Here is a 17,971-nt window from a genome sequence, read left to right on the forward strand (position 1 = left end):
GCGTTCTCAGTGGGCCAGCGCGCGGTCGACGGCGTCCAGGACGCGGTCGACGCTCGGCAGGTAGTCGTGCTCGATCTTCGCCACCGGGTAGGGCGCGTGGAACCCGCCGACGCGCAGCACCGGCGCCTCGAGGGAGTAGAAGCACTCCTCCGAGATCCGGGCGGCGAGCTCGGCGCCCGCACCGAGGAACGTCGGGGCCTCGTGCACGACGACGCAGCGACCGGTCCGGCGCACCGACGCGGCGACCGTGGGGACGTCCATCGGGGAGATCGACCGCAGGTCGACGACCTCGGCGCTCGTGCCCTCGGCGGCCAGGGCGTCGGCCGCGGACAGCGCGGTCGCGACCGTCGGGCCGTAGGCGACCAGCGTGACGTCGGCGCCGTCTCGCACGACCCGGGCCGTGCCCAGCACGTCGGCGGGCACCGGGGCGTCGAGGTCCACGTCGCCCTTGGTCCAGTAGCGGCCCTTGGGCTCGAAGAACACGACCGGGTCCGGCGACGCGACGGCCGCGCGGATCATGTCGTAGGCGTCCTGCGGGGTGGACGGCGACACGACCCGCAGCCCGGCGGTGTGCGCGAACAGCGTCTCCGGCGACTCCGAGTGGTGCTCGACCGCGCCGATACCGCCGCCGTACGGGATGCGGATGACGACGGGCACCTGCACCCGGCCGCCGGTGCGCGAGTGCAGCTTGGACAGCTGGGTGGTGATCTGGTCGAAGGCGGGGAACACGAAACCGTCGAACTGGATCTCGCACACCGGGCGGTAGCCGCGCATCGCGAGCCCGATCGCCGTGCCGACGATCCCCGACTCCGCCAACGGCGTGTCCACGACGCGGTGCTCGCCGAAGTCCTTCTGCAGGCCGTCCGTCACCCGGAAGACCCCGCCGAGCCGGCCGATGTCCTCCCCCATGAGCATGACCTTGTCGTCGCCCTCGAGGGTGGCGCGCAGCCCGGCGGTGATCGCCTTGGCCAGCGGCATCGTCTGCGTGCTCATCGGGCGACCTCCTCGGCGCCGGCGGCCTGCGCCGTCTCGGACTCGTAGCGTGCGAACCACTCGCGCTCGGCGGTGACCTGCGCGTGCTCGGTGGCGTACACGTGGTCGAACATCGTGGCGGCGGGCGGGCCGTCGAGGGCGCGGACACCGGCGCGCAGCGTCTCGCCCAGCGCGTCGGCCTCGGCGTCCAGCGCGGCGGACCAGTCGTCGTCCCAGTGCCCCTCGGCGCGCAGCAGCGCCGCCAGCCGGTCGATCGGGTCGCGCCGGCGCCAGTACTCCTCCTCGGCGCGCTCCCGGTACCGGGTCGGGTCGTCAGAAGTGGTGTGGGCGCCCATCCGGTAGGTGTACGCCTCGACGAACGTGGGGCCGTGACCCGCGTGAGCGCGCTCCAGCGCCTCCGCCATCACGGCGTAGCAGGCCAGCACGTCGTTGCCGTCCACCCGCACGCTCGGCACGCCGAACCCCTCGCCGCGCCGGTACAGCGGCACGCGGGACTGGCGGGTCGTGGGCTCGGAGATCGCCCACTGGTTGTTCTGGCACCAGAAGACCACGGGGGCGTCGTTGACGGCGGCGAACACCAGCGCCTCGTTGACGTCGCCCTGGCTCGTGGCGCCGTCGCCGAAGCACGCCACGACGGCGGTGTCCCGGGCCGGGTCGCCCGTGCCGACAGCACCGTCCCGCTGCACGCCCATCGCGTAGCCGGTCGCGTGCAGCGCCTGCGAGCCGATGACGAGCGTGTACACGTTCACGTTGAACTCGGCCGGGTCCCAGCCGCCGTGGTCCACGCCGCGGTACAGGCGCAGGCGGTCCACCGGGTCGATGCCGCGCACGTGCAGCATGCCGTGCTCGCGGTACGACGGGAAGATCACGTCCTGGCGGGACAGTGCGTGCGCCGGGCCCACCTGGGCGGCCTCCTGGCCCATCGACTGCGCGAACAGCGCGAGCTCGCCCTGGCGCTGCAGCGCGGTGGCCTCGTCGTCGAACCGCCGGGTGAGGATCATGTCGCGGTACATCGCGCGAAGGTCGTCACCGGTCAGGTGCGCGACGCGGGCCGCGTAGGCCGCGTGGTCGAGGTCCCCGGCGTTGTCGGGTTCGACGATCCGCTCGCCGGTGGGGGTGACGAGCTGGACGAGCGGGGTGACGTCGACGGGAGCGTCGTCGGCCCCGTCGGTGGCATGGTGCGGCACATGGTCTCCTTCGCTGGCGGCCCCGGGCGGGGCTGTTCTGCTCCGGCTGCGCACGAGGTTCCTGCCCGTCCGACGGTGCGGACGCGGAGGAACCTACGCCTACGTAGCCTACGCCAGCGTAGGTTGCGGACCCGGGGCGGCACCCCCTGACGGCGCTGCCAATGTCGCGCGACGCGTTTTGGAGGAACCCTCCAAGCCGCCGTCCTCACCAGGGCAGGGACGGGACCGCCCGCACCGCCCTGTCAGCGCTGGTACGGCTGCCCGGACCGCGTCGCGTCCAGCTCGCGCAGCACCGGCCACCGCGAGAACGCGAACACCAGGAACATGATCACGTTGACGACCGGCACCAGCCCGATCAGCACCCACCAGCCCGAGTAGCCGGCCTTCTGGATGACGCGGACGTACGCGATCATCACGACGACCAGGAAGACGAGGTAGACGGCCAGCGCCGCCCCGCCGACGAGCCAGCCGTAGTCGTCGGAGAGCTGGTCGTAGTCCACGGAGTCCATGGCAGCAGTGTTCCCCCGGCCCGCGCCGCCCGCACGGTGACGGACAGTCTGCCTGACCTGGGCCGACGGCTCGTGGTTTGATCTGACCACTTCGCCAGTCTCCGACGGGAGCTCCGCCTCATGCGACGACTTGACCGGGTCTCGCTCGCGCTTGCCGGCTCGGCGGCCGTCTTGATCGGGCTCAGCGGCTGCGGGAGCGACGCAGGTGGCGAGGACTTTGCGCGCGCGCTGGCCTCGGCGTCCGAGAACGTCACCTGGGAACCGTTCCCGGACGACGTCCTCGCCGCCATGCCGTCGACGCGCTACGTCAGCGGAAGCGAGGTGGACATCACACTGTCCGACGCGGTCGTCACCGGGAGGTTCACCACGTGGGAGCCGGGAGAGTCCCTCACCTGGGAAGGCGACTCGGACACCGGCACCGAGGTCGGCTCGGACGACTCTCCGATGGTGCGCCGGGTCGTCCTGGAGCTCCAGGTCGACTCCGTGATCGACCTGCGCGACGGCGTCGAGCTGGGTGACACCGTCTCCGTCACCATTCCTGTCGATGCCACCGCCTCAGCGGACGCGATGGGTGACGGACTGGTCGGTCTCGGCGACGTCGTCGTGTACCTCACCCCCTTCCACGACGACAGCTGGGCCATCTCTCTCGAGTCCGCGCTCGTCGGCGAGGTCATGGACGACGGGACGGTTGATCTGCCCGTCCTCGATGCTGCCCAGGACGGGACGGCACTGAACATGCTCCGCGCCGCCAGCCCTGCGTTGACGCTCGGCGACATGGAGCGGGCCGCGGACGCGGACGTCGTCGTCGATCTCGCCGACTAGGCGGTCACCTCGCGGCGGCCCCTCCTGGCTCGCTCCACCTAGCGACGCTGCGCCAGGAACTCCGCGATCCGGCCGATGGCCTCCTCCAGCACCTCGACGTCGGGCAGCGTGACGAGACGGAAGTGGTCCGGCTCGAACCAGTTGAACCCGGTGCCGTGCGTGACGAGGATCTTCTTGGCCCGCAGCAGGTCGATGACGAACGCCTCGTCGTCGTCGATCTTGTAGACCTCGGGGTCGAGCCGCGGGAAGCAGTACAGCGCGCCGCGCGGCCGCACCGACGTCACGCCCGGGATCTCGTTGAGCAGCCTGTCGGCGAGCATCGCCTGCTCGTGGAACCGCCCGCCCGGCACGATGAGCTCGTCGATCGACTGGTAGCCGCCGAGCGCCGTCTGGATGGCGTGCTGGCCCGGCACGTTGGCGCACATGCGCATGTTGGCCAGCAGCGTGAGCCCCTCGAGGAACTCCGTCGCCCGCTCCTGCGGGCCCGAGACCATGACCCAGCCGGCCCGGTAGCCGCACACCCGGTAGGCCTTCGACAGGCCGGAGAAGGTCAGGCAGAGGACGTCGTCGCCCGCCGCCTTGGCCGCGTGGTGGTGCACGGCGTCGTCGAACAGGATCTTCTCGTAGATCTCGTCGGAGAAGACGACGAGGTCGTGACGGCGGGCGATGTCGACCAGCGCCTCCACCATCTCCTTGCTGTACACCGCACCCGTCGGGTTGTTCGGGTTGATGATGACGATGGCGTGCGTGTTCTCCGTGATCTTCGACTCGATGTCCTCGAGGTCCGGCATCCAGCCGTTCGCCTCGTCGCACCGGTAGTGCACCGGCGTGCCGCCGGTCAGCGACACCGCGCCCGTCCACAGCGGGTAGTCGGGCGCGGGGACGAGGATCTCGTTCCCCTCGTCGACGAACGCCTGCAGCACCATCGAGATGAGCTCGGACACCCCGTTGCCGATGAAGACGTCCTCCACCGACGTGTCCCGCAGCCCGCACGACTGGTAGTACTGCGCGACCGCGGTGCGTGCCGACCAGATGCCGCGCGAGTCGCTGTACCCCTGGGCCTCGGTGAGGTGGTGGGTCATCGACGCGACGATCGACTCCGGCGCCTCGAAGCCGAACGGTGCCGTGTTGCCGATGTTCAGCTTGAGGATGCGGTGGCCCTCTGCCTCGAGGCGCTGGGCCTCGGCCAGGATCGGACCGCGGACGTCGTATCGGACGCCCCGAAGCTTGTTGCTCTGCCGGATGGTACGCACGGGCCCATCTTCGCAGGCGTCCGGGCGTGGTCGTAGGGCCAACCGGCGACAAGTGGACCCCTGTCCTCGGACGTCGAGCGTCTCTGAAGGTCGGGAGTGCAGGCTCGGAACCCGACCTTCAGAGACGCTCGGCCGGGCGGCCTCGAGCAGGACGACCGCAACAGGTGGCACCCGGGCCGTCCGGGTGACACGGTGGAGGGGTCCCCACGTCACGGAGGTCCGTCATGAAGGTCGTCGTCATCGGTGCGCTCGGCAAGGTCGCCCGGCTGCTCGTCCCGCTCCTGGCCGACGGCGGTGCGGGCCCCGGCGTCGACGTCGCGGGCGTGGTGCGCAAGCCCGAGCAGGTGGACCGCGTGGCCGACCTCGGCGGCGAGCCCGTGCTGCTCGACGTCGGGTCGGCGTCGACCGACGAGATCGCGCGTGCGCTCCAGGGCGCCGACGCCGTCGTCTGGTCCGCGGGCGCCGGCGGCGGGAGCCCCGAGCGCACCTACGCCGTCGACCGTGACGCCGCGATCCGCTCCATGGACGCCGCCGCGCAGGCGGGGGTGCGGCGATACGTCATGGTGTCGTGGATCGGGTCGGTCCCCGAGCACGGGGTGCCCGCCGACTCGTCGTTCTTCCCCTACGCGGACGCCAAGCTCGCCGCCGACGACCACCTGCGCGGCACCGACCTCGACTGGACGATCCTCGGCCCCGGCACCCTCACCGACGGCCCGCCCACCGGGCGCATCCGGGTGCTCGGCGCCGGCGAGCACATCGGTCAGGGCGGGGGCGAGGTCCCGCGCGCCGACGTCGCGCAGGTCGCCGCCGCGGCGCTGCGCATCCCCGAGACGGTCGGGCAGTTCGTGCGCTTCTCCACCGGCGACGTCACCATCCCGGCGGCGCTGCGCGACCTGCCCTGAGCATTTCCGGATCAGTTCGGTCGATCGTCACCGGTTCGGTCACTCCTGCGACCGAACCGGTGACGACCGACCGAACCGATCTCATTGCGACGGCTCCCCGGCGTGCACCACACGGACGTGGTCGCGGAGCCGGTCGACGACGCCGGACCCGGCCGGCGCGTCCGTGATGACCGCCGTCACGGCGTCGAACGGCAGCACGGAGTACGGCGACGCGGCACCGATCTTCTCGGCGGACCCGAGCACGTAGGTCTCGGCGGCCCGGGAGGCCAGCAGCCGCTTCATCGCGGCCTCGTCGGCGTCGCCGGTGGTCAGCCCGGCGTCGGGGTGGACGCCGGTGACACCGAGGAAGAACACGTCGGCGGAGACCTGCCGGGCGGCCTCCACGGCGGCGGCGCCCGAGGCGACGGCGGAGTGCTTGAACAGCTTGCCGCCGATGACGAACACGTCGACGGTCGGGTGGGCGACGAGGGCCGCGGCGATGGTCGGGCTGTGCGTGACGACGGTGCAGCGCAGGTCTGCGGGCAGCACTGCGGTGATCGCGAGGGCGGTGGTGCCGCCGTCGAGGAGCACGGTGCTGCCCGGGTCGATGAGGCCGACGGCGGTCGCGGCGACGAGCCGCTTGCTGTCGACGGCGACCTCCTGCCGCCCGGCGTAGTCGGCGAGCGCCGGCGAGACCGGGAGCGCTCCGCCGTAGACGCGCTGGCACAGGCCCTCGGCGGCGAGGTCGCGCAGGTCGCGACGAATGCTGTCCTCGGAGATCCCGAGGTCGGCGGCGACGGTCTTGGCGACGATCTTCCCGTCCCGGTGGAGCACCTCGAGGAGGTGCTCACGGCGCTGGGCAGCCAGCATGAATCCTTGTTCCTTCCGATTTGTTTGCACGTTCCTGCACACTTGTGCCTATTCTAGGCGGCATGACACCGATGCTCATCCTCGTCGCCGGCCCCTACCAGTCCGGCACCGACGGCGACCCCGCCAGGATGCGGGCCAACCTCGACCGCCTCGAGGCCGCCGCCTGGCCGATCTTCCAGGCCGGCCACGTCCCCATGATCGGCGAGTGGGTCGCGCTGCCCGTGCTCCGCTCCGCCGGCGCGACCGTGCACGACCCCCTCGCGAACGACGTCATGTACCCGACCGCCCAGCGCCTCCTGCAGCACTGCGACGGCGTCCTGCGCCTCCCCGGCGAGTCCCGCGGCGCCGACCAGGACGTCGCCATCGCCCGCGAGCGCGGCATCCCCGTGTGGTTCGACGTCGCCGACGTCCCGCGGATCACCCCGGAGCAGTCGGCGGCCTGACCGTTCGGTCGGTCCTCACCGGTTCGGTCGCAGGGATGACCGAACCGGTGACGACCGACCGACCCGACGGCGGGCGACGACGGCCAGGTGCGGTCGCACGCCGGGCACGTGCCGCCGCTCGACCTCGACGACGTCGAAGCCTGCCGCGTCGAGCCGCTCGGCCGCCCCGTCGGCGGACCACGTCCACGCCGGGGCGACCCGGTGGTCGAACGGCGCGAGGTCAGCGCCGTCGAACAGGCCGAGCAGCAGGCCGCCGCCCGGGGCGAGCGCCCGCGCGACACCGACCAGCACCCGGGGTCAGTCGCTCGCGGGCTTGGTCCGTACGCGCCAGGATCTTCCCTCGGGTTTGAACGACCCGTCAACGAGGACAACCGCGACGTCACGTCGACTGTCAGCGCGCTCCGCCCGACGCGACGACCTCCACCTTGAAGCCGTCAACGTCCTCCAGCCACCCGGCGTAATGGGCCGGTCCGCCTGCGCGCGGATACCTGTCTGCGTACAGCGGCGTCCACCCGTGCTCTGTGGCCTCTACCATCAGCACGTCGACGTCGTCGGGCGTGCCGCCGTGAAAGGCGACGTGGTTGAGGCCGGGCCGCCGCCGGTCATGCGTGTCGCCGGAGAGGTTTGGCGACTCTGTGAGCGTCAGGTACGCGCCGCCACACGACCACGACCGGCCCTCGGGCCACACCTGGTCGAGGACAAACCCGAGTCTGCCCAGCAACCAGGACCAGGCAGGTTCAGCAGCGCCCGCGTCGCGCACCCAGAGCTCGAGGTGGTGGATTCCCGGCACCCGCCCACCCAAGCAGGGGTGACGGTCACCACCGGGACCCGACGCGCGCAGCGAGGTCATCCGGGGCAGGGTGGAAGGACCGCCATCCCACGTCTCGGAGGTCCTGACCATGGCCCGCACCGTCGCCGAACACCTTGTCGACCAGCTCGTCGCCGCGGGTGTGGAACGCATCTACGGGATCGTCGGGGACTCGCTGAACCCGGTGGTGGACGCGGTGCGCCGCACCGAGGGCATCGACTGGGTGCACGTGCGGCACGAGGAGGCGGCGGCGTTCGCCGCGGCGGCCGAGGCCGAGGTGACCGGGAAGCTCGCGGTGTGCGCCGGGTCGTGCGGGCCGGGCAACCTGCACCTCATCAACGGCCTGTACGACGCGAACCGCTCGGGCCTGCCCGTGCTGGCGATCGCCTCCCACATCCCCAGCCCGCAGATCGGCACGAAGTTCTTCCAGGAGACCCACCCGGACCGCCTGTTCAACGAGGCGTCGGTGTTCTCCGAGATGATCTCCACGCCGGCGCAGCTCCCCCGCGTGACACGTTCGGCGATCCAGCACGCGCTCGCCGCGCCGGGGGTCGCCGTCCTCACCCTGCCCGGCGACGTCGCGGACGAGCACGTGCCCGACGACGCCGCCCCGATCCTCATCCCCGGGGCGTGCCCGGCGCGCATCGTCCCGCAGGACGCCGACGTCGCCGCGCTCGCCGAGGCGATCGCCGCGGCCCGCAAGGTCATGCTGTTCGTCGGGGCCGGGGCGCGCGGCTCCCGCGACGAGGTGCTGCAGCTCGCGGACCTCGCGGCCGCACCGGTCGGGCACTCGCTGCGCGGCAAGGAGATCATCCAGTACGACAACCCCCACGACGTCGGCATGTCCGGCCTGCTGGGGTACGGGTCGTGCCACGAGGCGATGCACTCCGCGGACCTGCTGATCCTGGTCGGCACCGACTTCCCGTACGACTCGTTCCTGCCCGCGGACGTCCCGACCGCGCAGATCGACGTCGACGCCTCGCACCTGGGCCGGCGCACCCGCCTGGACATCCCCGTGCACGGCGACGTCGGCGAGACGCTGCGGCTGCTCAACCCCCGCCTCGAGCGCAAGCGTGACCGCAAGTTCCTGCGCTCGATGGTGGACAAGCACGCGAAGCTCATGAACAAGGTCGTGGGGGCCTACACGCGCAACGTGGAGAAGCACACGCCGATCCACCCGGAGTACGCGGCCGTCGTGCTGGACGAGGCGGCGGCCGACGACGCCGTGTTCACCGTCGACACCGGCATGAACAACGTGTGGGCCGCCCGGTACCTCACGCCCAACGGGAAGCGGCGCGTCATCGGGTCGTTCATCCACGGGTCGATGGCGAACGCGCTGCCGCACGCCATCGGTGCCGCGTTCGCGCAGCCCGGCCGCCAGGTGGTGGCGCTCGCCGGGGACGGCGGCCTGTCGATGCTGCTCGGCGAGCTCATCACCGCACGCGTGTACGACCTGCCCGTGAAGGTCGTCGTCTTCAACAACGCCACGCTCGGCATGGTGAAGCTGGAGATGCTGGTCGAGGGCCTGCCGTCGTACGGCACCGACTCCCCCGAGGTCGACTACAGCGCGATCGGCACCGCCGTCGGCATCCCCTCGACGCGCGTGACGAAGCCGAAGGACCTCGCCAAGGCGTTCGCGAACGCGTTCGCCACCGACGGGCCCGCGCTGGTCGAGGTCATGACCGACCCCAACGCGCTGTCCATCCCGCCGTCGATCACGTCCGGGCAGGTGCGCGGGTTCGCCACCGCCATGACCAAGCAGGTCCTCGGTGGCGGCATGGGCGAGGTCATGTCGATGGCCCGCTCCAACCTGCGCAACCTGCCCCGCTGAGGGAGGCCGGCAGGACACTCAGCGCCAGGTGGCGGCGAGCTCCAGGAACGCATCGTTGGCGGCGACCTCGCCGATGCTGACGCGGATGCCCTCGCCCGCGAAGGGACGCACGAGCACGCCGGCGGCGGTCGCGGCGGCGGCGAGCTCGCCGGTCCGTTCCCCGGTGGCCAGCCAGACGAAGTTGGCGTGCGTGACCGGGACCTCCCAGCCCTGCGCACGCAACGCGTCCCACATTCGGGTGCGCTCGGCGACGAGGGCGTCGACGTGCTGCGCCATCTCGGCCTGCGCGGGCGGCTGGAGCGCGGCGATGGCGGCCCGCTGGGCGAGGTGGTTGACGCCGAACGGCGTGGACGCCGCCCGGATGCCCGCGGCGAGGCGCGGCTCGGCCAGCGCGTAGCCGACGCGCAGGCCGGCGAGGCCGTAGGCCTTGGACAGGGTGCGCAGCACGACGACGTTCGGGTTGTCGCGCAGCACGGCCAGCGCGTCGGGCGCCTGCTCGTCGCGCACGAACTCCAGGTAGGCCTCGTCGACGACGACGAGCACGTCGCGCGGGACGACGGCGAGGAACCGCTCCAGCTCGTCGGCGTGCACGACCGGACCGGTCGGGTTGTTGGGCGTGCAGACCAGGACGACGCGGGTGCGCTCGGTGACGGCGGCGGCCATGGCGGGCAGGTCGAGCCGGCCGTCGGCGCCCACCGGCACCGTGACGGGCACGCCGCCCGCGACGGCGGTGATGATCGGGTAGGCCTCGAAGGAGCGCCAGGGGAACAGCACCTCGTCACCGGGCTCGACGACGGCCTCCAGCACGTGCTGGAGCACGGCCACGGAACCGTTGCCGACGACGACCTGCGCGGCGTCCACCCCGACGTACCCGGCGACGGTCTCCACCAGCTCGGTGGCGTACATGTCCGGGTACCGGTTGACGTCGGTGGCCGCGGACTGGATCGCGGCGAGCACGGACGTCAGCGGCGGGTACGGGTTCTCGTTCGACGACAGCTTCCACGCGGCCCCGGTCGGGCGGGCGCCCGGCACGTAGGCGGGCAGCGCCGCGATCGCGGCACGCAGCGGGACGGTGGACGACGCGGGGTCTGCGGCAGGGGTGGTCACAGCCGTCAAGGATGCCACCTCGTACGGGCGCCCGGCTCTCGACGGGGTCGACCCGGCCTGGACGGCGTCGCGGGGAACGCACCCGGACGAACCGCGCGTTTCCACTGTCCGAGCGGGGCGCCCCGTGCCACGATGACGGGCATGAACTTCATCCTGCGAGTCCTCGCGACGGGCCTGGCGCTCTGGCTGTGCGACCTGATCTTCGACAGCGTGGAGATCTTCCCGACCGACGACGTCCTCGGCTACATCCTGAGCCTGGCGGGCGTCGCGGTCGTCTTCTCCCTGGTGTCGATGGTCGTGAAGCCGATCGTGACGATCCTGTCCATCCCGCTGCTCATCCTCACGCTCGGGCTGTTCTACCTCCTCATCAACGCCTTCATGCTCTGGCTGACGACCTGGCTGACGAGCCAGGACTGGCTGGGCGACTGGGGCATGACGATCGACGGCGGGTTCTGGTGGTACCTGTGGGTCGCCCTGATCCTGGCGGTCCTGCAGGCACTGGTCGGCCTGGTGGTCCCGAACGGCGACCGCGACTGACGACCGTCGTCCCTAGGGTCGGGAGCGCCCCACCTCGAAGTACGAGGTGCGGGCGCTCTCGCCGTCCAGGTGCTCCTCGATGCGGCCTCCGACGTCCGCGACCTGCTCGTTGCGGGCCTGCCGAGCGAGGTCGAGGGTGCGCAGGTGGGTACCGACCTGGTGCGCCCGGGACACGCTGCCGGACGCGGCCCGGTCGGCGGGGTCCGCGGAGGCACCGAGATCACGGCTGAGGGTGACACGGTCGCGGGAAGCGGGGTTCTCGGAGGCGGAGCGGCCGTCGAGGGAGGACACGAGCTCCTCGGTGTTCTCGACGTGCAGCACGGGCACGCCGCGCGGGGTGGTGAACGTGGCGGTGGGAGCGCCGACGGTGACGACGCCCGCGACGGGGTGCCGTGCGCGGAACCGCGGGTCGGCGGCGAGCGCCGTGACTCCGATCCCGCCGAGCGAGTGGCCGGTGAGGACGACCGGTTCGTCCGGGGCGGCCCCGGCGGCCTCGAGGGCCTGCACGACGCCGGTCATGACGTCGGCCACGCCGTCGAGGCCCGGTCCGGCCATGAGGTCGAGGTCGGTGTCGACGTCGAACGCGTGCTCGCCGGAGACGAGGGCCTGGGTGCCGGGCACGGTGACGACCCAGGTGGCGGGACCGTCGGCGTGCTCGATCCGCTGCACGGCGACGGTGCCGGACGGCACCCCGGGGACCTCACGGTCCGCGACGCCGTTGCCGGCGGGGTAGAGGTCGCCGGTGCGGGCGACGAGCTCGTCGACGGTGCCCGGCGGCTGCCCGCTCCAGCTCGGCTCGCGTCCGCCCAGCTCCGGCGTCACGTCACGCACCCGCAGGTCCCGACGGGGCGCGAAGGCGTCGACCACGGTCGACAGGACGCGGGCGCCACCCGTCACGGAGGCGTCGTGGAGAGCGAGGGCGGGTGCGCCGAGCGCGACGCCCGTCCCCGCGCCGGTGATGGCCTCGTCCGTGTACGGGGCGAGCGCGCGCAGCAGGTCGTCGAGGATCCCGCCGTCGCCGGTCCCGTCGTCCGTCCCGGCGGGGGCGGGCGCTGCGCGTGCCACGGGCGGTGCCGTGCCGACGTCCTCCCCCGCGCCGTCGGCGCCGCCGAGCGCGTCCCACACCCGCGTCGCGCCCCACAGGGAGACGAGCCCGGGCAGCCCGAGGGCAGGATGCAGCGCGATCGACGTCACCGCCAGGCCGAGCGCCCCGGTCACGGCGACGACCGCACCGCCGATCGCCCGCTCCACGGCGGACTCGGCGTCCTCGACGAGTCCGGCGGCGACGAGCAGCCGGTCGGACAGCGAGGTGCACCCGTCCGCCCGCGCCGCCAGCGCGTCGACGGCCTGGTCCACGAGCGTCAGCGCCCACCGGACCCGGCCGGGCAGCGCCGGGTCCGGCTCGCCGAGCGGCGGCGTCCACAGGATCCGTTCGAGCCGGGACCGGGCGCCGAGGCAGTCGCCGACGGCGGCGCCGAGCACGGCGGCGGCGTCCTGGGCCCGCAGCGCGGCGGTGCGCACGGCGTCGCTGTCCACCCGGGACGGGCCGCGACCACCGGTGACGACGAGCGTGTCCCGGGGGTCGCGCGTCACGACGGCTCGCACCCGGCGGCGACCATGGCGGCGAGGACGAGGGCTGCGCCGTCCGCGTCGAGCGTGGTCAGCAGGGCGCCGGACTCCTCGCGGAACGCGTCGCCGCCCGGCGCGGCCCAGTCGAGCGCCGCGGCGAGCCGCAGGGTCGCGGTGGCCTCCTCGAGGCGGCGGCGGGCGGTGCGCAGGTGGTCGGCCGCGGTGGCGATGTCGCTGGTGGTGAAGGACATGGCGCGACGCTAGGTGCGCGGCCTGCGCCGCGGGGCCTGGTGCGCGCCGACCTGTGGACGAGCACCCGGTGGGGACCGCCCTCCCCGGCTGCGGGACGCCACGGCGTCCGCCCGGCGCCCCGTGGGAGAATGCAGCACGTGACCTCCACCTCGCCGCAGCCCGACCAGTCCGCCGCGCCCGCCCGGGTGAGCCTCGCCGACGTCACCCCGCCGATCGCGCTCGGCCCGCTCGACGGCCGCTACCGCGCCGCGGTGGCCCCGCTGGTGGACCACCTCAGCGAGGCGGCCCTCAACCGGGCGCGCATCCACGTCGAGGTCGAGTGGCTGATCACGCTGTGCAACGGGACGGCCGCCGCGCCGGGCGCCGTCGTGCCGGGCGCACCCACCCTCACGGACGCCGAGATCGCCTACCTGCGCCGGATCCCCGCGACGTTCGGCGCGGACGAGATCGCCGAGCTCGCCGCCATCGAGCGCGAGACCGTCCACGACGTCAAGGCCGTCGAGTACTTCATCAAGCGCCGCCTGGCGGCCGACGTCGCCGGGGCCGCCCTCGGGACGACGAGCCTGCCCGCCGCGAGCGAGCTCGTGCACTTCGCGTGCACGTCCGAGGACATCAACAACCTGTCGTACGCGCTCATGGTGCGCGGCGCCGTCGTCGACGTGTGGCTGCCCGCCGCGACCGCCCTCGGCGACCAGATCGCCGACATGGCGCGCGAGCACGCCGAGGTCCCGATGCTGAGCCGCACGCACGGCCAGCCCGCCACCCCGACGACGATGGGCAAGGAGCTGGCGGTGCTCGCGCACCGGCTGCGCCGTCAGGTCCGCCGCGTCGCGGGCGCGGAGTACCTGGGCAAGCTCAACGGCGCCACCGGCACCTACGGGGCGCACACCGTCGCCGTCCCGGGCGCCGACTGGCCGGCCGTGTCGCAGGCGTTCGTGGAGCACCTGGGTCTCACCTGGAACCCGCTGACCACGCAGATCGAGTCGCACGACTGGCAGGCCGAGGTCTACGCCGACGTCGCCCGCTTCAACCGCATCCTGCACAACCTCGCGACCGACGTGTGGACGTACATCTCGCTCGGGTTCTTCCGGCAGATCCCCGTCCCGGGCGCGACCGGCTCGTCGACGATGCCGCACAAGGTCAACCCGATCCGGTTCGAGAACGCCGAGGCAAACCTCGAGATCTCCTGCTCGCTGCTCGACACCCTGTCGGCCACGCTGGTCACGAGCCGCCTGCAGCGCGACCTCACGGACTCCACGACGCAGCGCAACATCGGCCCGGCGTTCGGGCACTCGCTGCTGGCGATCGACAACGTGCGCCGTGGCCTGAAGGCCCTCGCGGTGGACTCCGACCTCATGGCCGCGGACCTCGACGCCAACTGGGAGGTGCTCGGCGAGCCCGTGCAGTCGGCCATGCGTGCCGCCTCCGTCGCGGGCGTCGAGGGCATGGAGAACCCCTACGAGCGCCTCAAGGACCTCACCCGCGGCCAGCGCGTCGACGCCGCCCGCATGCGCGAGTTCGTCGCAGGTCTCGGCCTGCCCGACGACGTCGCCGCGCGGCTCGCGGACCTCACCCCGGCGGGGTACACCGGCGTGGCCGCCCGCCTGGTCGAGGACTACCTGGCCTGACGCACCGCCTCGGGAGGACGGCGCGGCCCCTGCAGGGTGCCGCGCCGTCGTCGTGCTCAGGCCGGGACGCGCGTCACGGGCGGTCCGACGTCAGGTACCGGGACGCGACGTAGCCGGTCTTCGAGCCGACCTGCACCTTGATCCAGCCGCCCGACATCGTCGCGAGGTGCTTGACCCGGGCGTCCCGCTTCAGCGTGGCCACCTTCGCCGTCGACGTCGACGCGCCCTTGCGCAGGTGCAGGGTCGACACGTCGACCCACGAGTACGTGCTCCCCGACGGGTTGCGCACCACCTGCGCGCCGTCCCGCGTGTCGGACAGGTACCGGGCGTGCACCCACCCGTTCGTGCTGCCGTACCGGACGCGCTGCCACGACCCCTTGAGGCTGCGCAGCATCGTCAGGTGCGCGTCGGCGGGCAGCGCCCGGACCACGCGCGCGGACGTCGACGGCTTCGCCCGCAGGTTGAGCTGGGCCAGCGTGTACCGGGACCCCTGCGACGTGTACGACGGCGACACGTAGTCGCGGTGCACCCAGCCGGTGCGGCCGTTGCGGGTGACCTGACGCCACTCGCCCGGCGCGACCCCGGGCTTGCCCTTGATCACGACGTTCGGCTGGAGGGTCCGCAGGATCTTGTACCCCGTGCCGGGCCCGGAACGCAGGTTGACCTTCCCGGCCGTGAAGTAGCCGCACGACGCCGGCGGCGTGGACCGGGTGTAGTTGCGGATCGACCGCTTCGTCAGGTCGACGCCGCGGTACCGGAGGAACTTCAGCGGGTCCACGGTCGAGCCGGAGCCGTACCCGCCCTTCCAGATCTCCAGGTGCAGGTGCGGCGACGTCGACGTGCCCGTCGACCCGACGTCGGCGATGTGCTGCCCCTTCTTCACCGTCTGGCCGACCTTGACCCGGCCGTCGCCGTCGATGACGTGCGCGTACAGCGACGAGAACTTCTTGCCGTCGAGGGTGTGGTCGACGACCACCCACTGCCCGAAGCCGCGCACCGCGCCGGCCTTGACGACCTTGCCCTTCGCGACCGCCCGGACGTCGGTCCCGCTCGCCGCACCGAGGTCCTGCCCCAGGTGGAACGTGGACGCCGAGCGCACCGGCATGCAGCGGGCGCCGTAGTAGGAGGACAGCACGTACGTGTCGTCCTTCAGCGGCGGGGAGACGACCGTGGCCGCCGACGCCGACGGCGCGACGGCGGCGCCGGCCACGACGAGTGAGGTGGTGGTCGCGACCGCGACGAGCGCGCGGCGTGCTCCTGCTCGGATCCGTCCCATGATCTGGCTCTTCTCGTGAGGGGATGGGACGAGCCGCACCGCCCGCCCCTCACGAAGGTAGGTCGCCCCGGGCGACAGCGCGCGTTCACGGCACGACGACGCCCGCCTCGTCGAGAACCTTGTTCGCATTCGTCAGCATTCGGTCGCCGATCTCGTGCCGGCTCTCGAAGTACGCGGGGTTGTCGGCGATGTACCGCACCTGGACGGCGGCATCGAGGTCGGCCAGCCGCTGCACCGTGCCGAGCGTCTGCTTGCACCGGACGTCCACCTCGACGACGCGTGCCCGTTCCGCCGTGCTGCCCACGAGGAGCGGTCGCGGTGCCGGCTCGTCCTGGAAGGCGAGATCGTCCTCGGTGTACCCCAGGGCGAGGAACTCCTCCATGATCGACTCCTCGTCGACGAAGAAAGCGTCGGAGCCCGCCTCGGTCGACGCGCGGTCGATCGCCGCCGCGCGGACCTCGGCAAGGACGGCGAGGGCCTCCTGCTGCTCCGGGGTGTACGCGCCCTCGAAGTCCAGCATCCCGTCAGGGACGAGCGCCTGGGCCTCGGCCGGCTCCAGACCCTCGGCGGCCAGGCACTGCTCCCATTCCTCGACGACGGCGACAGCTTGTCGGGCCACCTTGCGCATCGACGGTTCCAGGTCCTTCCGGCTGGACGCCGTCCGGTAGCCCGAGAGTTCGAGCGTCCCCTCGGGCCTGCCCGTCGATGTCCCTCGCCCCCAACCTGTGGCGAGGAATTCGTCGTGGGTCATGCCCTCGATGCGCTCGGTCGCGGCGTCGGCGCAGTCCTGCCACCGCTCGCCGGCGTCCGGGTCGTCGGCCACGGGAGCGTTGTCCCCCGGGATCGAGGTGTCGTTGAGGTGCGCGGGGTCGTCGGCCCACCCGTACCAGTAGGCACCGCGGTCGATGACCGCGTCGTAGTCGAGTGCCAGGTCCTCCCGCGACCACAGGCCGTACCCGCGCAACCGCTCGTCCCGGACCGGCACGGCCCCCACGAACTCGACCTCGTCCCCGTAGCCCAGGTCCTCCAGGCAGGTGACGTGCAGGTACTGCTCGGCCGTGTCCACCACCGCCTGCTCGCGCGCGGTCAGCACCCAGTCGTCCTCGGGGAACCTGATGGTCCCGGCCTCGTGATCGACGACGGCGTGCTCACCGTCGTCGGGCGACGGCGGGTACACCTCCCAGCCGGGAGACGCCGACGGCGACGGCGAGGTCGAGACCTCCGGCGCCGCGGGCAGCGGGTCGGGCCGCGGGGCGGACGAGGTGCCGGCCCAGGCGAGTCCCCCGGCGACCAGGCCCGCGCAGAGCAGCCCCGTCCCGCCGACCCCGGCGACGGTCCGCCGGGTCCGGCGCCGGTGCCCGAGCGCGAGCACGCGGTCCCGGTCGACGGTGACCTCCGGCGTCCGGTCCGCCAGCGCACGCAGGTTCTCGATCAGCTGGTCGTCGTTCATCGCGAGACCTCCGTCCCGACCGCGGGGACGGAGGAACCGGCGAGCTCGCCCCGCAGCTGCGCGAGCCCCCGGGACGCGGCCGACTTGACCGCTCCGACGGTGATGCCGAGGTCCTCGGCGACCTCGCGCTCGCCGAGGTCGACGAGGTAGCGCAGCACCACGACCCGGCGCCGCCGCTCGGGCAACCTGGCCAGCGCCCGCACCAGCAGGTCCCGGTCGGCGTGAGCGTCGTCCGGCCCCGCCTGCCGGCCGTCGGGCAGGTCGTCCGCGGCGAGCAGGACCTCCCGGCGGTGCTTGCGCCACGTGTCGATCCGGGCGTTCGCCAGCACCTTGCGTGCGTAGGCGAGCGGGTCTCGCGCCCGGGCGCGCGGCCATGCGACGTACGTCCGCACGAGCGCCTGCTGGACGAGCTCCTCCGCGCGGTGCCGGTCGCCCGTGAGCAGGTAGGCCGTCCGGCCGAGCAGCGGCTCCGCCTGCGTCATGAACGCCTCGAACTCGGCGTCGCGATCGACGTCCCCCTCGGGTGCGACGACCACCGGCATCCACCGTTCCGGC

19 protein-coding genes are annotated in these 17,971 nt (G+C 72.8%); 6 read left to right on the top strand and 13 right to left on the bottom strand.

Annotated features, from left to right (window positions below):
• Positions 1 to 6: 6 nt before the first annotated feature.
• From I598_RS10760 to I598_RS10770, 3 genes are all read right to left on the bottom strand, one after another.
• Positions 7 to 993, bottom strand: a complete 987-nt coding sequence (locus tag I598_RS10760; RefSeq protein ID WP_068202952.1) for an alpha-ketoacid dehydrogenase subunit beta — start codon at positions 991 to 993, stop codon at positions 7 to 9.
• Positions 990 to 2,180, bottom strand: coding sequence for a pyruvate dehydrogenase (acetyl-transferring) E1 component subunit alpha (gene pdhA / locus I598_RS10765; RefSeq protein WP_068202953.1), 1,191 nt, complete (start codon positions 2,178 to 2,180; stop codon positions 990 to 992). Before pdhA ends, I598_RS10760 begins: the two co-directional genes overlap by 4 nt.
• A gap of 242 nt (positions 2,181 to 2,422) precedes the next feature.
• Positions 2,423 to 2,689: a DUF805 domain-containing protein gene (locus I598_RS10770; protein WP_068202954.1), complete on the bottom strand. Its 267-nt coding sequence runs from the start codon at positions 2,687 to 2,689 to the stop codon at positions 2,423 to 2,425.
• 120 nt (positions 2,690 to 2,809) lie between these two features.
• On the opposite strand from I598_RS10770, the gene I598_RS10775 reads away from it, so the two are divergent.
• The gene (locus I598_RS10775; protein WP_068202955.1) at positions 2,810 to 3,511 is read left to right on the top strand and encodes a hypothetical protein; all 702 of its coding nucleotides are present in this window, start codon (positions 2,810 to 2,812) and stop codon (positions 3,509 to 3,511) included.
• Positions 3,512 to 3,549: 38 nt separating this feature from the next.
• On the opposite strand, the gene I598_RS10780 is transcribed toward I598_RS10775, so the two are convergent.
• On the bottom strand, positions 3,550 to 4,764 hold the full coding sequence (locus I598_RS10780; protein WP_068202956.1) for a pyridoxal phosphate-dependent aminotransferase: 1,215 nt from the start codon (positions 4,762 to 4,764) through the stop codon (positions 3,550 to 3,552).
• A gap of 224 nt (positions 4,765 to 4,988) precedes the next feature.
• Here I598_RS10780 and I598_RS10785 point away from each other — a divergent pair, with 224 nt between their 5' ends.
• Positions 4,989 to 5,666: an SDR family oxidoreductase gene (locus I598_RS10785; protein ID WP_068202957.1), complete on the top strand. Its 678-nt coding sequence runs from the start codon at positions 4,989 to 4,991 to the stop codon at positions 5,664 to 5,666.
• 81 nt (positions 5,667 to 5,747) lie between these two features.
• On the opposite strand, the gene I598_RS10790 is transcribed toward I598_RS10785, so the two are convergent.
• Entirely contained in the window at positions 5,748 to 6,515 is a 768-nt protein-coding gene (locus I598_RS10790; RefSeq protein ID WP_068202958.1) for a DeoR/GlpR family DNA-binding transcription regulator, read from the bottom strand.
• 62 nt (positions 6,516 to 6,577) lie between these two features.
• Here I598_RS10790 and I598_RS10795 point away from each other — a divergent pair, with 62 nt between their 5' ends.
• Positions 6,578 to 6,958, top strand: coding sequence for an NUDIX hydrolase (locus I598_RS10795; RefSeq protein ID WP_068202959.1), 381 nt, complete (start codon positions 6,578 to 6,580; stop codon positions 6,956 to 6,958).
• Positions 6,959 to 6,973: 15 nt separating this feature from the next.
• Here I598_RS10795 and I598_RS10800 read toward each other — a convergent pair whose 3' ends face one another.
• Complete coding sequence (locus tag I598_RS10800) at positions 6,974 to 7,249, bottom strand: hypothetical protein (protein WP_068202960.1); 276 nt, start codon at positions 7,247 to 7,249, stop codon at positions 6,974 to 6,976.
• Positions 7,250 to 7,349: 100 nt separating this feature from the next.
• Positions 7,350 to 7,748 (bottom strand): VOC family protein, encoded by a 399-nt coding sequence (locus tag I598_RS10805; protein WP_068205217.1) that lies wholly within the window; start codon positions 7,746 to 7,748, stop codon positions 7,350 to 7,352.
• A 109-nt stretch (positions 7,749 to 7,857) separates the two neighbouring features.
• Here I598_RS10805 and I598_RS10810 point away from each other — a divergent pair, with 109 nt between their 5' ends.
• Entirely contained in the window at positions 7,858 to 9,597 is a 1,740-nt protein-coding gene (locus tag I598_RS10810; RefSeq protein ID WP_068202961.1) for a pyruvate dehydrogenase, read from the top strand.
• Between the two features lie 18 nt (positions 9,598 to 9,615).
• Here I598_RS10810 and hisC read toward each other — a convergent pair whose 3' ends face one another.
• A complete protein-coding gene (hisC, locus tag I598_RS10815; protein WP_068202962.1) occupies positions 9,616 to 10,704 on the bottom strand; it encodes a histidinol-phosphate transaminase in 1,089 nt (362 codons plus the stop codon).
• A gap of 141 nt (positions 10,705 to 10,845) precedes the next feature.
• On the opposite strand from hisC, the gene I598_RS10820 reads away from it, so the two are divergent.
• The gene (locus I598_RS10820; RefSeq protein WP_068202963.1) at positions 10,846 to 11,241 is read left to right on the top strand and encodes a phage holin family protein; all 396 of its coding nucleotides are present in this window, start codon (positions 10,846 to 10,848) and stop codon (positions 11,239 to 11,241) included.
• A gap of 12 nt (positions 11,242 to 11,253) precedes the next feature.
• On the opposite strand, the gene I598_RS10825 is transcribed toward I598_RS10820, so the two are convergent.
• On the bottom strand, positions 11,254 to 12,834 hold the full coding sequence (locus I598_RS10825; RefSeq protein ID WP_157557211.1) for an alpha/beta hydrolase family protein: 1,581 nt from the start codon (positions 12,832 to 12,834) through the stop codon (positions 11,254 to 11,256).
• Positions 12,831 to 13,061, bottom strand: coding sequence for a hypothetical protein (locus I598_RS10830; protein ID WP_068202965.1), 231 nt, complete (start codon positions 13,059 to 13,061; stop codon positions 12,831 to 12,833). The genes I598_RS10825 and I598_RS10830 overlap by 4 nt, the downstream gene beginning before the upstream one ends.
• Positions 13,062 to 13,190: 129 nt before the next feature.
• Between I598_RS10830 and purB the strand changes: the two genes are divergently transcribed.
• Positions 13,191 to 14,690, top strand: a complete 1,500-nt coding sequence (purB, locus tag I598_RS10835) for an adenylosuccinate lyase (protein WP_068202966.1) — start codon at positions 13,191 to 13,193, stop codon at positions 14,688 to 14,690.
• 73 nt (positions 14,691 to 14,763) lie between these two features.
• Here purB and I598_RS10840 read toward each other — a convergent pair whose 3' ends face one another.
• The 3 genes from I598_RS10840 to I598_RS10850 all read right to left on the bottom strand — a co-directional run bounded on the left by I598_RS10840 (position 14,764) and on the right by I598_RS10850 (position 17,958).
• Complete coding sequence (locus I598_RS10840) at positions 14,764 to 15,966, bottom strand: SH3 domain-containing protein (protein ID WP_068202967.1); 1,203 nt, start codon at positions 15,964 to 15,966, stop codon at positions 14,764 to 14,766.
• Between the two features lie 85 nt (positions 15,967 to 16,051).
• On the bottom strand, positions 16,052 to 17,416 hold the full coding sequence (locus tag I598_RS10845; RefSeq protein WP_068202968.1) for a hypothetical protein: 1,365 nt from the start codon (positions 17,414 to 17,416) through the stop codon (positions 16,052 to 16,054).
• The gene (locus I598_RS10850; RefSeq protein ID WP_068205218.1) at positions 17,413 to 17,958 is read right to left on the bottom strand and encodes a SigE family RNA polymerase sigma factor; all 546 of its coding nucleotides are present in this window, start codon (positions 17,956 to 17,958) and stop codon (positions 17,413 to 17,415) included. Before I598_RS10850 ends, I598_RS10845 begins: the two co-directional genes overlap by 4 nt.
• Positions 17,959 to 17,971: the final 13 nt, after the last annotated feature.

Origin of the sequence: Isoptericola dokdonensis DS-3, assembly GCF_001636295.1 — a bacterium.
Classification (GTDB): Bacteria; Actinomycetota; Actinomycetes; order Actinomycetales; family Cellulomonadaceae; genus Isoptericola; species Isoptericola dokdonensis.